Origin of the sequence: Streptomyces sp. STR69, assembly GCF_024519455.1 — a bacterium.
GTDB lineage: Bacteria > Actinomycetota > Actinomycetes > Streptomycetales > Streptomycetaceae > Streptomyces.
Genome location: NZ_JALJRY010000001.1, coordinates 1 through 12,874, shown reverse-complemented (window position 1 = coordinate 12,874; position 12,874 = coordinate 1). Strand labels below are relative to the sequence as shown.

Annotated in this window: 13 protein-coding genes and 2 pseudogenes; 8 read left to right on the top strand and 7 right to left on the bottom strand. The window is 66.1% G+C overall.

Translation table 11 applies throughout. The features are described from left to right. Positions 1-573 precede the first annotated feature (573 nt). Together OC490_RS00065 and OC490_RS00060 are read left to right on the top strand one after the other, a co-directional pair. On the top strand, positions 574-1,155 hold the full coding sequence (locus OC490_RS00065) for a lamin tail domain-containing protein (protein ID WP_262055674.1): 582 nt from the start codon (positions 574-576) through the stop codon (positions 1,153-1,155). Between the two features lie 191 nt (positions 1,156-1,346). Then, the gene (locus OC490_RS00060; protein ID WP_262055673.1) at positions 1,347-1,688 is read left to right on the top strand and encodes a hypothetical protein; all 342 of its coding nucleotides are present in this window, start codon (positions 1,347-1,349) and stop codon (positions 1,686-1,688) included. Positions 1,689-1,972: 284 nt separating this feature from the next. Here the strand turns inward: OC490_RS00060 and OC490_RS00055 are convergent, their stop codons facing one another. The 3 genes from OC490_RS00055 to OC490_RS00045 all read right to left on the bottom strand — a co-directional run bounded on the left by OC490_RS00055 (position 1,973) and on the right by OC490_RS00045 (position 4,375). Further along, positions 1,973-2,818, bottom strand: coding sequence for an SDR family oxidoreductase (locus tag OC490_RS00055; RefSeq protein ID WP_262055672.1), 846 nt, complete (start codon positions 2,816-2,818; stop codon positions 1,973-1,975). A gap of 73 nt (positions 2,819-2,891) precedes the next feature. Then, positions 2,892-3,659, bottom strand: coding sequence for an SDR family NAD(P)-dependent oxidoreductase (locus OC490_RS00050; RefSeq protein ID WP_262055671.1), 768 nt, complete (start codon positions 3,657-3,659; stop codon positions 2,892-2,894). 137 nt (positions 3,660-3,796) lie between these two features. Next, positions 3,797-4,375, bottom strand: coding sequence for an ester cyclase (locus tag OC490_RS00045; protein ID WP_262055670.1), 579 nt, complete (start codon positions 4,373-4,375; stop codon positions 3,797-3,799). A 215-nt stretch (positions 4,376-4,590) separates the two neighbouring features. On the opposite strand from OC490_RS00045, the gene OC490_RS00040 reads away from it, so the two are divergent. Further along, positions 4,591-5,541 (top strand): helix-turn-helix transcriptional regulator, encoded by a 951-nt coding sequence (locus OC490_RS00040; protein ID WP_262055669.1) that lies wholly within the window; start codon positions 4,591-4,593, stop codon positions 5,539-5,541. Between the two features lie 189 nt (positions 5,542-5,730). Further along, positions 5,731-6,708: an aldo/keto reductase gene (locus tag OC490_RS00035; RefSeq protein ID WP_262055668.1), complete on the top strand. Its 978-nt coding sequence runs from the start codon at positions 5,731-5,733 to the stop codon at positions 6,706-6,708. Between the two features lie 115 nt (positions 6,709-6,823). Here the strand turns inward: OC490_RS00035 and OC490_RS00030 are convergent, their stop codons facing one another. After that, positions 6,824-7,189 carry a VOC family protein gene (locus OC490_RS00030; RefSeq protein ID WP_262055667.1) on the bottom strand — a complete coding sequence of 122 codons (366 nt, stop codon included), beginning with the start codon at positions 7,187-7,189 and terminating at the stop codon, positions 6,824-6,826. 92 nt (positions 7,190-7,281) lie between these two features. Here OC490_RS00030 and OC490_RS00025 point away from each other — a divergent pair, with 92 nt between their 5' ends. From OC490_RS00025 to OC490_RS49275, 4 genes are read left to right on the top strand one after another with little or no spacing between them, the layout of a single operon-like run. Next, positions 7,282-8,247 (top strand): helix-turn-helix transcriptional regulator, encoded by a 966-nt coding sequence (locus OC490_RS00025; protein ID WP_262055666.1) that lies wholly within the window; start codon positions 7,282-7,284, stop codon positions 8,245-8,247. Positions 8,248-8,271: 24 nt separating this feature from the next. After that, positions 8,272-8,556, top strand: coding sequence for a hypothetical protein (locus OC490_RS49285; RefSeq protein WP_315986642.1), 285 nt, complete (start codon positions 8,272-8,274; stop codon positions 8,554-8,556). After that, entirely contained in the window at positions 8,537-8,908 is a 372-nt protein-coding gene (locus tag OC490_RS49280) for a hypothetical protein (RefSeq protein WP_315986641.1), read from the top strand. The genes OC490_RS49285 and OC490_RS49280 overlap by 20 nt, the downstream gene beginning before the upstream one ends. Then, positions 8,905-9,579, top strand: a complete 675-nt coding sequence (locus OC490_RS49275) for a tyrosine-type recombinase/integrase (RefSeq protein ID WP_315986640.1) — start codon at positions 8,905-8,907, stop codon at positions 9,577-9,579. The genes OC490_RS49280 and OC490_RS49275 overlap by 4 nt, the downstream gene beginning before the upstream one ends. Positions 9,580-10,104: 525 nt before the next feature. Here the strand turns inward: OC490_RS49275 and OC490_RS00015 are convergent. The 3 genes and pseudogenes from OC490_RS00015 to OC490_RS00005 all read right to left on the bottom strand — a co-directional run. Continuing rightward, entirely contained in the window at positions 10,105-10,995 is an 891-nt protein-coding gene (locus OC490_RS00015) for a 4a-hydroxytetrahydrobiopterin dehydratase (RefSeq protein WP_262055665.1), read from the bottom strand. A gap of 817 nt (positions 10,996-11,812) precedes the next feature. Further along, positions 11,813-11,983, bottom strand: a pseudogene (locus OC490_RS00010) (DUF3117 domain-containing protein); the annotation flags it as partial. A 132-nt stretch (positions 11,984-12,115) separates the two neighbouring features. Then, a pseudogene (locus OC490_RS00005) lies at positions 12,116-12,463 on the bottom strand (TIR domain-containing protein); the annotation flags it as partial. Positions 12,464-12,874: the final 411 nt, after the last annotated feature.

The following is a 12,874-nucleotide window of genomic DNA, read 5'->3' as shown; positions in this document are numbered from 1 at the left end:
CGGCGGAGAACGGGACTTGCACCTTCTCCGGCACCCACGAGGTGGCGTACGGGGCGGGTGGCCAGTATTTCTACGGCACCTTCACGGGCGGCACCCCGTGCACCAACACGGTCTTCGGCGACCCGGCGTCAGGAACGGCGAAGACCTGCTACTACCAATGACCGAGTCGACGCAGAACTCTCGTCATCTCTCGTAGCACTCCAAAGTCGCAGGAGGAGCGGATCGTGAGCCAGTGCGCCCGGGAGTCTTCGAGTAACGGGGATCGGTGGTCTGGCCGTTACCCACTTTCGGGTGACGCCTCCGGCGGACCTGGGGTGGCGCACCCTGGCGATCACGGATCTAGGGTCAGCGCCCCCAACAACTCGGGGCGTCAACATGGTGCATCACGCGCATAAATGGACGCTACAGGCGACAGTCACGGAAATACGACTGACTCGTAACGCGATTCACGTATCGCTCATATCCCGTCGGCGCGGTGGAGAAGGTGTGGGTGTGCGGCCAACAGGCCGCCACCCGCACACCGCACAGCCCCGGGGTACGGCCGTAGCCGTATGCCAGGGAGGTGCCCGCACCATGCTGGGGGAACCCGTGACCTCTTCACCTTCCGTGTCCGTCCGTCGTCTGGCCGCAGCCGCGCTGGCTGCCGGCGCACTCGTCGGCGCGGCGGCACTGCCGGCGACCGCGGCCGACCACGCGGCCCGGCCGAGCGTGGAGATCAGCCGCGTGCAGGCCGACTCGCCGGGACAGGACGACCGCTCCGCCCGTTCGCTGAACAACGAGTGGGTGGAGATCACCAACCACGACCGCCGCGGCGTGAACCTCGACGGCTGGAAGCTGTCGAACAAGGAGGGTCAGACCTACACCTTCCGTCACTTCCGCCTCAGCGGTCACGCCACCGTCCGCGTCCACACCGGAAAGGGCCGCGACACCGCCCAGGACGTCTACCAGGACCGCCGCGACTACGCCTGGGACAACCGCTCCGACACCGCCACCCTCCGCAACGACCACCGCCGCCTCGTGGACGACAAGTCCTGGGGCGGGCGCAACGGCGGCGGCCACGGTGGCGGTGGCCACAACGGGGGTGGCCACGAGGGTGGCGGCCACGGCGGCGGGGGCCACGAGGGTGGCGGTCACGGTGGCGGCGGCCACCACTGACCACCGGCACCATGACGTCAGACCAGTGACGTCCCGGCAGTGACGTGACATCCACGGCGCGCCGTCCCATCCAGGGGCGGCGCGCCGTTCGTCCGACTGACCATCCACCAACTGCCGTCCTGGCCGTCCCCACCCTGGAGCTGACCACCTCGACCTGAGGAGGCAGCCTCACTGCCTCCTATACTCCGGGCGTGTTCGAAACGTCGCACTTCTTTCATATCTCGTCCGTGCTCAACCGCCGGTCGATCGCACAGCACGGCCTGGACTGGACCCGGATGGGCGCCGCCCGGGGAATCGCCGGCAGCCGCCGCCCCGAGGCGGAGGGAATCTTCGTCTGCCGGGGCGAGGAGGAAACAGACTTCTTCTTTCGGATCAACAACACCGGCGGACCGGTTGATCTCTGGTCCGTGGACGGCATCGACGAGGCATTGCTCCTCGACAACGGCAACGGATTCGCGTACCTGCCCGACCGCATACCTGCCGCGCGAGTCCGCCTCGTGCGATCCGATATTCCTCCGCAGCCTGGTCCTTGACTTCGCGCGACGGCGCGGAAGTGGACAGATGCGGCCCGGATGGGTGGGACATGACTCGGGGCTCCAGGCGTCCGGCGGCGGGGGCAGGTCGGCGCCGGACGGGCCGGCGAGCACTCGGATGCTTCATGGTGCGCGTCGTTCCCATCGCCGGCCGGTGCCGCGCCATCCGGACACCGGACGGGAAAGTGACGCCGTCAGCGGGACCTGCGGTCGTCCGAGGGCTCGCACGTGTGCGGCCCGGACTCCTCACTGGGATGTGAGCCCAGACTCCGGTTCCGGGCGTGTCAGGCGCTGGTGTCGTCGTAGCCGAGGTTGCCGCCCAGTTCGAGGGAGGCCTCGGCCTGGGCGAGGAGTTCGTTGGCCTTGGCTTTGACGCCTTCGATGGCGTCGGCGCCTGCGACGAAGCGCTGCAGGGGCTTGTCCTGGCCGGCGATGGTCAGCAGGGCGCGGGCGAGCTTGGCGGGGTCGCCGGTCTGCTGTCCGTTCATGCTCTTCCAGGCCGCGACGGTGGCGGTGGTGCGCTCGGCGTAGTCGTCGATGGTCGGCTCGGGCCAGGTGGTGGAGGCGTCCACGAGGAGCTCGGTGCGGAAGAAGCCGGGTTCCACGACCGTGGTGTGGATGCCGTAGGGCTCGACGTCGTAGCGCAGGGATTCCATCCAGCCCTCGACGCCGAACTTGGAGGCGGCGTAGGCGACGCAGAACTCCTGGCCGATGATGCCGGCGGAGGAGGAGAGGGTGATGACGTGCCCGGCGCGCTGCTTGCGCAGGACGGGCAGGACGGCACGGGTGACGTTCATGGGGCCGAAGAGGTTGGTCTCGATCTGCTGGCGCATCTGCGCGGGCGTGATCTCCTCGAAGTAGCCGGCGAAGAAGTTGCCGGCGTTGTTGACCAGGACGTCGATGCGTCCGAAGCGGTCGACGGCTGCCTGGGCGGCTGCCTCGGCGTCCTCCAGGCTGGTGACGTCCAGCTTGGTGACCAGCAGGTTGTCCTGCGGCCCGCCCAGGGTCTTCTCGACCTCTTCGGGGCGGCGGCCGGTGGCGACGACCTGATGGCCTGCGGCGAGGGCCTCGCGGACGATGTCCGTGCCCAGACCGCGTCCGGCACCGGTGACGAGAATGACCTTGCTCATGATGAGTTCCTTTGCGCGTTTTTGGGGTTCTTGGGGTGTTTGGGGTGCTTGGGGTGTTTCGGCGAGTGGGAGGTCAGTCTTGATCGGTGGGCATGATCCACAGTTCGCCGACAGAGGCGTGGCGGGGCCGGGTGACCATGTAGGAGACGCCGTCGGCGATGTCGTCGGGGGCAAGGACCTCGGTCTGCTCGTAGAAGGTGCCGATCGCGTCGCGGACCTCGGGCTTGTGGTCGTTGTGCGAGCCGAGCTCGGTGTCCACACCGCCCGGCTCCAGCACGCCGACGCGGACGTGGCGCCGGGTGACCTCCTGGCGCAGGGACTCGGTGAAGCCGTTCACGCCGAACTTGGTGAGGTTGTAGACGCCGTAGCCGTTCCAGGCGACCCGGCCGGCGATCGAGCTGATGTTGACGATGTCGGCGACCCGGCGCGGCCCGTCCTCGGCGGCCGTGAGCAGGTGCGGGAGGGCTGCGCGGGTGGTGTAGAGCAGGCCCTGGACGTTGACGGCGATCATGCGCTCCCATTCGTCGGCGTCCGCACCGACGACCGGGCCCAGGAGCATCACGCCTGCGTTGTTGACCAGGGTGTCCAGACGTCCGAAGTGCTCGACGGTCCGCTGTACGGCGGCCTCGGCCTGGGCGCGGTCCGTGATGTCCGCTTCGACCACCAGGGCGGTGCCGCCCGCCTTCTCGATCTCGGCGGCGAGGTCATCCAGGCGGTCCTTGCGGCGGGCCACCAGGGCGACGGAGGCGCCGTCCTCGGCGAGTCGTCGGGCGGTGGCGGCACCGATGCCACTGCTCGCGCCGGTGACGAGCGCGACCGTGTCGGTCAGCTTTGTTGCCATGGGAGTGTCCTGTTCTTTCTTGGTGCTCTGGGCGTGCGACGCAAGGCCCGACACGAACCCGTATGGGCCGAGCGCCGGTGGCTGCATCACCATGGGGGTGGCCGCGGCGGAGGCGGGTGGAGTACGGCGCTCCGCTGCTATACGGCGGGCAGGGCGCCCATCTGCTGGAGGATGCCGAGCATGTCGAGCTGGGCGCGCTCCTCGACGATCTTGCCGTGGGACAGGCGGTAGAACGCGAAGCTCTCCGCGTGGATCTTCCTGCCCGTGCCCTCGACTCCGGCGAAGGGACCCTCGTGCGTGCCGGTCATGGTGTAGCGGACGGCCACGGTGTCGCCCTCGGCCCGCATGTCCTCCACCGTCCACTTGAGGTCGGGGAATGCCTTCATGTTCGCGGCGACGATGCCGAGATACGTGTCCCGGCCCTGCTGCGTCCGGCCGCCGAAGTGCATGACGATGTCCGGGCTGATGAACTTCCTCGCCAGAGCGGGATCGCCGGTGGGCAGGAACTCGCTGGTGAAGCGTTGCATGATGCGCTTGTTCAGCTGGGCGGTCCCGTGGTTCCAGGAGGCGGATTCCGCCGTGACGCGACTCGACGCCCCGGAGTCGGGGTTGCCGTCGGCCGTGCCGGCCGCGTCCGCGGCACCCGATCCGAAGGCCGCGAGGCCGAGCGTTCCCAGCGCCGTGACGACGACAGCGGGCTTGGTGTATCGACGCATGATCCGTCCGTCCGATTCCGGGGACCGCAGCGCCGACGGCGCCGCGGAGGGGCCGGAGAGCGGCGGCAGAAGCGCCGCCGTATCCGGGCCGTTCACACCGTCGTGGGCGGTGCACCATCAACAGAACCGGTTGTCACGCGTGGGTGGGAGTCCCTGATGAGGGGGTCACTGAGAGGGACTCCCAGACAGCGGGAGGCGTTCGTAGAGTGGAGCACATGGCAGGAAGAAACGATCCGTACGGCACCAATCGCGACATCCGTGGTGATTTCCGGGCGGAGATCAGGGAATTCCTGGGCACGCGACGGGCCAGGGTCACTCCCGAGCAGGCCGGACTGCCCTCGTACGGCGGAGACCGTCGGCGGGTCAGCGGGCTGCGCCGGGAGGAGGTGGCCCTGCTCGCGGGCATCTCCAGCGAGTACTACACCCGGCTGGAGCGCGGCAACGCCACCGGCGTCTCCGAGAGCGTCATCGACGGCATCGCGCAGGCGCTGAAGCTCGACGAAGCCGAGCGCCTCCACCTCCTGGACCTCCTGCGCGGCGCCGGCCCGGCCCGTCCGCCGCGCCGCCGTCCGGCCCAGCAACGCGTCAGGCCCGCGGTGCGGCGCGTCCTCGACTCGATGACCGGCACACCCGCGTTCGTCATGAGCGGGCGCCTGGACGTCCTGGCCGCCAACCTCCTCGGGCGCGCGCTGTTCTCCCCGGTCTACGCCGACGCGCTGCGGCCACCGAACAATGCCCGGTTCGTCTTTCTCGACCCGCACGCGACCGAGTTCTTCCGCGACTGGGACGAGGTCGCCAACGACACGGTCGCCATGCTGCGCGCCGAGGCCGGCCGCGACGCCTACGACCGGCGACTGACGGACATGATCGGGGAGTTGTCCACCCGCAGCGAGGAATTCCGCCGCCGCTGGGCCGCCCACAACGTCCGGATCCACACGACCGGCGCGAAGCGCCTCCACCACCCTGTCGTCGGCGACCTGGAACTTCCGTTCGAGACCTTCCCGCTCGGCAGCGACCCCAGTCAGTTCCTCCTCACCTACACCGCCGAGCCCGCGTCACGATCACAGGACGCCCTGAACCTGCTGGCCAGCTGGGCCGCGACCAACGACGACATCGACGAGTCCGCGCCGGCCAACGATTCCGAGACGGCGGAAACGGCCGACTGACCGGCAAGCCGCAGTGCTCGTCCCCGCCCCGGTGACGGCGGGAGGGAGAGGGCGCGGACGCAGCACGGCTGCCATGTGACGGGCCCGTCCAGCGGGTCGGCGGAAGATCCCTTTCCACCTCGTAGGACGCACACCACGGCGTACGCCGCCGGGCTTCCGCACACACCCGAGAAACACGGAGCACGACTCATGAAGCACATCAAGCTGGGGGACCTGGAGGTCTCCCGCATCGGCCTGGGCACGATGGGCATGAACGCCTTCTACACCGGACACAGCCAGGACGAAGCCGAGTCGATCCGTACCATCCACCGGGCGTTCGACCTGGGCGTCACCTTCATCGACACCGCCGAGGTCTACGGCCCCTTCACCAACGAGGAGCTCGTCGGCCGGGCCGTCAAGGGCCGACGTGACAAGGTCGTCGTGGCGACGAAGTTCGGTTTCCTCTCGCACTCGGGCCGCGCCGCCGGTTCCCTGGACAGCAGCCCCGCGAGCATCCGCACCGCGGTCGAAGGTTCCCTGAAGCGCCTCGGCACCGACTACATCGACCTGTACTACCAGCACCGGGTCGACCCGGACACGCCGATCGAGGAGACCGTCGGCGCGCTGGCGGAACTGGTCGCCGAAGGCAGGATCCGCCACATCGGCCTGTCAGAGGCCGGGGTCGGGACGATCCGCCGCGCCCACGCCGTCCACCCGGTCACCGCTCTGCAGTCGGAGTACTCGCTGTGGACCCGCGACCCGGAGGCGGAGGTGCTGTCGGTGCTGCGCGAGCTGGGCATCGGCTTCGTGCCGTACTCGCCGCTCGGCCACGGATTCCTCACCGGTCAGATCCGCTCGACGGACGACCTCGCCGACGACGACTGGCGCAAGACCAACCCGCGTTTCATGGGCGAGAACTTCCAGCGCAACCTGCGCGTGGCGGACGAGGTCAAGGCCGTCGCCGACGAGGTCGGCGCCACCCCGGCACAGGTGGCCCTGGCCTGGCTGCTGGCCCAGGGCGACGACATCGCCCCGATCCCCGGCACCAAGCGCGTCCAGCGCGTCGAGGAGAACACCGCCGCCGACAGCATCGAGCTGAGCGCCGAGCACATCGCCAAGCTCGACAACCTCACCCCGGCCGCCGGTGACAGCCACAACGAGGCGGGCAAGCGGCTCCTGGAGCGCTGACCGGCTTGCCCACCTGCGGCACACCACGGCGCCCACGCGAAGAACGAGTGTCCGATCGAAGTCAGACGACGGCAGGCGTGACACCTGCGGCGCACGCCTGCCGCATTGTGGCCCTTCAGCCCCGCGGTGCGACGCGGATACGGTTCCCGTCGGGATCGGCTGCGAGGAAGGTCAGCCCGAACCCCACGTCATGAGGCTCGTGCAGGATCGTGACGCCCTTGGCCTGCCACTTCTTGAAGATCGCGTTGAGCTCGTCGGGCCCACTGTCGATGGCCAGGCAAACCTCACTGGTGCGTGGGACGTCCGGTGACAGATCCTCGAACTGGCCGGACCACAGAGCGAGGTCAGCGCCCGGCCCGAGGTCGAAGGTGATGTATCCCGGAGTCTCGAACGAGGGGCTCATGCCGAGGAGGTCGCCGTAGAAACGAGCTGCGGCGGGAGCGTCGTTCACATAGACGATGGACATGACGGATGTGGTCATGGTTTTTCCTTCTCACTGGTCGTAGGTACGCATCCACGAGCCTGACCGGGATATGCGCCGCATCGTGTCGCAATTCCTGAAAAAATTGGTGTGTGACCCCAGACCGCTTCTTCTCCCTGATGCTGCTCCTCGAATCGAGGGATGCCGTGACCACACAGGAACTTGCCTCGGCGCTCGGGGTGTCCCTTCGAACCATCAACCGGGACCTGAACTGGCTCCGCGACGCCGGTCTGCCGGTGACCGCACAACGGGGCCGCCTCGGAGGCGTGACCATGCTGCCCGGGTCCGGGCTCGACCTCACGCGACTCACACCGGGCGAGCGTGACCATCTGTCGCTCACCGGGCTGGACGAGAAGCAACGTGCGGAGCTCAACGCATCGGTAGAAAGCCGGCACGCGCTCTCCAAGATCGCCGCTGCACAACCACATCGAGTTCATGAGCTCCTGCCGCTCACCGACGTAGTGCACGTGGACAGCCGTCCCTGGCTCCGGGCACGAGCTTCCGGCACGACTCCGGCTTCGCTGATCGGCCCAGTGCGGCGAGGTCGCCGGCTACGGATCGAGTACGACAGCCCACGCGAGTCGTGCCCACGCGACCTGGTCGTGGATCCCTACGGGCTGCTGGCCAAGGCCGGCATCTGGTATCTCGTCGCCGACTGTGCCCGAGTGCCACGGATGTACCGACTCGAACGGATCACGACGTGGAAAGAAGTCGACCAGCCACGACGGATCCGCGAGAACCAGACCCTGGCCACCGTCGCTGCAGCGCTCGTTGATCAGTGGGAGCACAACCACGCGATAGAGGTCAGCGCCACCATCGACCAGACCCAGATCGAGCGAGCGCAACGGATCTTTGGCCAACGACTCGTCCCGGACGACCATGAAGACTCCGCCACCGGCCACAAGGTAACGATCCGCTTCCTGCACCTGGAGGACGTGCGAGCACTACTGCCGTTCGGGAGCGCCATCACTGTGCACGGCCCCACCGAAGCCAGGGCTCACCTCCGCGACCTCGCCACCGACCTTGCCCATCACTATGCGACGTCATCGACGTCCTGACCCGCAACAGCGGTCGCAGGTCAGGTGCACGGCGACACGTTCACCACTTCTGCTCTGGCGGAGAGCCAACGGTCAGAACTGTGGCAGGCCATGAACCGGCGCGGTGAAGCGTTCGAGATCGAATCGGGACTGCCTGAGTCCGAGGTGCGCGCGGCGGCAGAAACGCGGGACACGAAGCCGCCGTTGCGATGGTTCGAGTTCTGCCGGACCTACGTCGCCGGGCGCTGGCGTACGAGCGCCGCCAAGACCCGTGAGGGTATGGCGGACGTCTTGCGGCCGTGGCGCTGGCATGGTGAAGCGTGGCGATGACGCCCCTGAGGACAAGGAACTTCGGTTGGCATTCCGGTGGGGGGTCATCCCCGCGAATGCAGGGGAGGACCCGCCGGCCGAACTGAAGACCGCGTACGACTGGCTCTCTACATCGGACCACCCGGTCGTCGACCTGGCTGACGCCGTCGTGTTCGAGGACGTGATGTATCGCCTCAGCTACCGGCTGGATGGCACCCCGGCGGCAGGGGAGACGTACAAGAGACGCCGCCGGGCTCTGAACACCGCCCTTGAACACGCAGTGGCCACGGGGAACTACCGGAGAACCCGCTTCAAGCATCCCGCAGGAAGCGCGTCGGTTCTTCTGGCGTGGTGGACCGTCGGGTCCTCGTGAACGCCGTACAGGGGCGCCAGTTGCTCACCGCCGTCTCCTACGTCGGGTCGTGGGACCGCAACCGCGGCCGGCGCCTCGTGGCCTTCTACGCGGTCTTGTACTACGCGGGTCTGCGTCCGGCCGAGGCTGTTGGGCTGCGGCTGGCGGACTGCCACCTGCCCGACACAGGTTGGGGCACGCTGACGCTGCGGGAGACGCGTCCCGTCTCCGGCAAGCAGTGGACCGACTCCGGGGAGCGGCACGATCGCCGGGGCCTGAAGGCGCGCGAGGCGTCCACCGACCGGCCAGTTCCCATACCGCCCGTCCTAATCGTGATTCTCCGGGCTCATGTGAAGGAGTTCGGGACTGCTAAGGAAGGGCGCGTGTTCGGCAATGAGCGCGGGGGAGTGGTCGGCTCATCCACCTGCTGGCGGGTGTGGGAAAAAGCGCGGGAGTACGCGCTGCCGCCGGACCGTGCCGCCTCACCGTTGGCTGGACGTCCGTACGACCTGCGGCACGCGTGCATCACGCGATGGCTGAACTCTGGCGTGCCGATTGCTGAGGTGGCCCGACGGGTCGGTAACTCGCCGGAGGTGATCCACCGCCGCTACCACGGCTGCATCGACGGTCACGAGGAGGAGGCAAACACCAAGATTGCAAGGTCGCTCAGGGAGGACGGCGACGCGCCGTAGCAGCGAGCAGGCTCCCACGGCGGTCCTGGCGCTCTCGGACCGCCGTGCAGTGCTCCAGGTAAACGGCACCGCCAGAACTCGTACATTCGTTTGGCTACCGATTGATCTAAGCGATCCGCTGAACCCTCCCCAAGAGACCTTTCGTCCCAGTTGTGGCAACTTCCCGCGCAGCAGGTCGGAGCAGTGCCAGTATCGTGCCGTGATCGACGCGCATCACGCCCCCTTACGCGTAAGTGCTCGCGCACTTGGTTAGTGCCTCGCCAGCCAGAGCGGACATTCCGCACTGTTTGAGGAGTTGCTGTGTTTCTGGAGTTAGGCGAAGGCGTGTCGACTGCGATCTGACGCTGCATAGTTCGCGGGTGCTCAGATAACCGGGCGAAGCACACGATCCACTTCGGCCTTGCCGTGGTGTTGCTCATTTGCCGCCTCGTCTCTGCCGTCTCCGGCCCGAGGTCGGCCCTGCATCCGCAGGTCAGGAAGCTGGACAGAGGCGAGCCAGGAGTTGGTCGGCGGGCGTCTGCAAGATCAGGTGGGGCGGAGGGTCTTCGCGTAGGGCTCGTAGACGGACATGAGGTATTCAGCGAGTTCGATGTTGCGGCCGGTGATGTCGCCGCCGATGTCGAACTGGGTGATCCAGATGACCACGGACTTCCAGATGTTCTCCCATTCGGGATGGTGGTTGCGCTCATCGATTCCCCAGGCGGCGGTTGCCATGAAATGGATCGCGTCGCGGAAGTTACGGAAGGTCAGGGTGATACCGATACCTCTCCGTTGAGCACCGGGATCGGTGGGATGGGGGCGATACTGCACCTTCCACTCCGGATAGCGGCGCAGGAATTCCTTGATCTCCACCTCGGAGGCCACCGGTTCCTTGATCACCGGATTCGGATACGGAACGATCTGGGCCGAACTGGTGAAACCGAAATCTCCCAGCCGTCGGATGATCTTGTCGAAATCCTCATGCCAGTCGCTTTCGCGCAGCTCTACCGACTGGAGGTCGGCCAGCTTCCGCAGCTCCTCCGGCAGGGCCTCTCGTTCAAGACTTGCCTGGCCGTCGAAGCGGATGGGGATGATCGCCTTCTTGGACGCCAGTGACGAGGAAATCTCCCGGCGCACCCAGTCGTCCTCGTTGTCGATTCGGCGCCGGTAGTAGAGATCCGTCGCGCTGAGCCACTTGTCGCCGATAGCCACGAGCAGGACGTCGGCTGCAGCCAGGGCCGCCTCGATCCCCTCTCGCCACTTGTTGCCCGCACGGATCTTGTCGGTGTCCACGAAGATGGCGTTCGGGCCGAACTTCAGCGACAGGTCACGAGCCAGCGACGTCACTCTCGTCTTCGTATCGATACGACGGTAGGAGATGAAGATCCTCGGGTCCTTGACCGGACCGTCCGTACCCAATTCGCCGCCTCCGGCCATTCGTTCCGTTCCGTTCCGTAGGGGTCGCGGTCACGCTATTGGCACGATACTGCCCGAATTGATCCGAGGGAATGGCCCGTGAGGGGTCACCATCAAGTCTCTTGCAATAGCCGCCAGGCCATCTCCGGCCGGGTTAGCCTCGATCGTTCATGAGGGTCTGTCTGCTTGCCGATGGACCCATTTGCCGTGTGGTTGGTGGGGGTTTGAGGTCCGGGCAGACAGGTGGCCCGGGTGTCGCGCCGGGGTTCATGGGGCCGGATGCGGGCAGGCTCGTCAGGGCGGTTGTGTTGATTGGTCAGCCGGGGCTCGGCAGTGCGTGGATCCGGTTGAGTGGCGTTAGCTAGCTTCCGTGGCAAAGATGAGTCGGCTCGATGTTTTCGTTGAAGAGCATGGCGGCCAAGCGGGGCGGATAGAGGTTTCAGGAGCAGCGGGTCACGGGACGCCGAATGGCTCCGCACCCACCCCTCTCACAAACTTCTGATGCGTAGCTCTGTGAGGGTCGGCCAGGGAGGCTCATACCGGCCGCGGTGAGTGCAGGGGGAACACTGGTCCGGTGTTGGCGGTTGAAGCATTCCTTATTCCGCTGCTGTAACGCAGCTCAGACCGCTCTTCCGTGGACGCCTGTGAGAGGCCCGCCGACGTGGCTGTCACGCGGCCTTGCATGACCGAAAGAAGCGATACTCCGACCGGAGGGGCAGGACCAGCACCGCGACTGCCAGTGCGAGGTGAGCGCGTCAACTATCTCGACGACGGGATGGGGCGGCATGCAACAAGCCTGGCACCTTGGTGCCCATCATCCCTGGACCCATGCCCGAAATTATCGATATCGAGTCGCCGCTTTTAGCGCATCCGCGAGTGCTACTCCGGTCACCGGACCAACCTCCAGTGCGAGTCGTCCTCCACCCTCCAGCGGCAACAAGATCAATGCTCCCTGATTTTTCCGAAATACCTCAAGCGGGCCATCTGATGCACGCGGCCGAAGTGCAGCATCGTTCGTCGGCGAATTAGTCGATGTAGCACTCTGAAGTGAGGCATTCGAGGCATGTATTACTGAAGAAGGCTCCACCTTTATCTTTTTAGCGACCATTCTGGCAAAGTCCACCGCTGACAGACCTCGCAAATCGACATACCCCACAGTGTTACGAAGCCCGGGAATTTCAGTATCGTCAAATCGGGCGGGGAGGATATACTCAATCCCCTCTCTCAGGGCTCTCGCCTGTGCACTCTTGCGCTCGTGGCTGGTCCAAACTTTATTTGCATAGGCCGATGAAATGAATAGGATGCAGTATCGAGCAGACCGGCGATAGACCTCGTCGAGATGCTCGTACAGGTCTTTGCCCCAGAGATTTACAGCCTCATACTCGTCGAAGAATACGCGAACCCCTTTGGCTTGCAGTGCGTCGGCTACTTCCCTCACGTAATCGCGATCCTCGCCAGCAAATGAAAGGCAGACGTCGTAGTCAAACATCGCACCCCGATTCAAGCCTGGATGGTTTGCATTGAAAGCTCTTTGGCCCCACGAAAGTTCATTCGGGTTATTGGAATCCATCCCGCAGGTTATTTAGATACCAGACTATGCAGCCCAGGAAGCCCCTCAGTATGCTGTAAGCAGGCTACCGCTACGTACGTCCCGGTGACCCATGTTCAGTGGAGATTGTGGAGCCAGGCAGGGTCGTGCTTTCACTCAACCGGAATTGCTAATTCCGGTTGACTCTGATGTTCGGGGGCGCTCGAGTGACCGGAAGACGTCCAGGTGGAGTGAGCGCTGGTCCTTGGGACTAGAGATCTTTAACGGTGTGGGTTACGTGGGGTCGTGACGATTGGTGTGGGCTGCGCTATGCCGGAGGGATGAGGTATCCCGATGGCGGTGGGCTGACGG

Bases quoted from the DNA above. Each gene is read 5' to 3' on its own strand.
- OC490_RS00055 (WP_262055672.1), bottom strand. From the start codon at position 2,818: ATGAGCAAGGTCATTCTCGTCACCGGTGCCGGACGCGGTCTGGGCACG.
- OC490_RS49280 (WP_315986641.1), top strand. From the start codon at position 8,537: ATGGTGAAGCGTGGCGATGACGCCCCTGAGGACAAGGAACTTCGGTTG.
- OC490_RS00050 (WP_262055671.1), bottom strand. From the start codon at position 3,659: ATGGCAACAAAGCTGACCGACACGGTCGCGCTCGTCACCGGCGCGAGC.
- OC490_RS00015 (WP_262055665.1), bottom strand. From the start codon at position 10,995: ATGGCCGGAGGCGGCGAATTGGGTACGGACGGTCCGGTCAAGGACCCG.
- OC490_RS00065 (WP_262055674.1), top strand. From the start codon at position 574: ATGCTGGGGGAACCCGTGACCTCTTCACCTTCCGTGTCCGTCCGTCGT.
- OC490_RS00040 (WP_262055669.1), top strand. From the start codon at position 4,591: ATGGCAGGAAGAAACGATCCGTACGGCACCAATCGCGACATCCGTGGT.
- OC490_RS00045 (WP_262055670.1), bottom strand. From the start codon at position 4,375: ATGCGTCGATACACCAAGCCCGCTGTCGTCGTCACGGCGCTGGGAACG.
- OC490_RS00035 (WP_262055668.1), top strand. From the start codon at position 5,731: ATGAAGCACATCAAGCTGGGGGACCTGGAGGTCTCCCGCATCGGCCTG.
- OC490_RS00030 (WP_262055667.1), bottom strand. From the start codon at position 7,189: ATGACCACATCCGTCATGTCCATCGTCTATGTGAACGACGCTCCCGCC.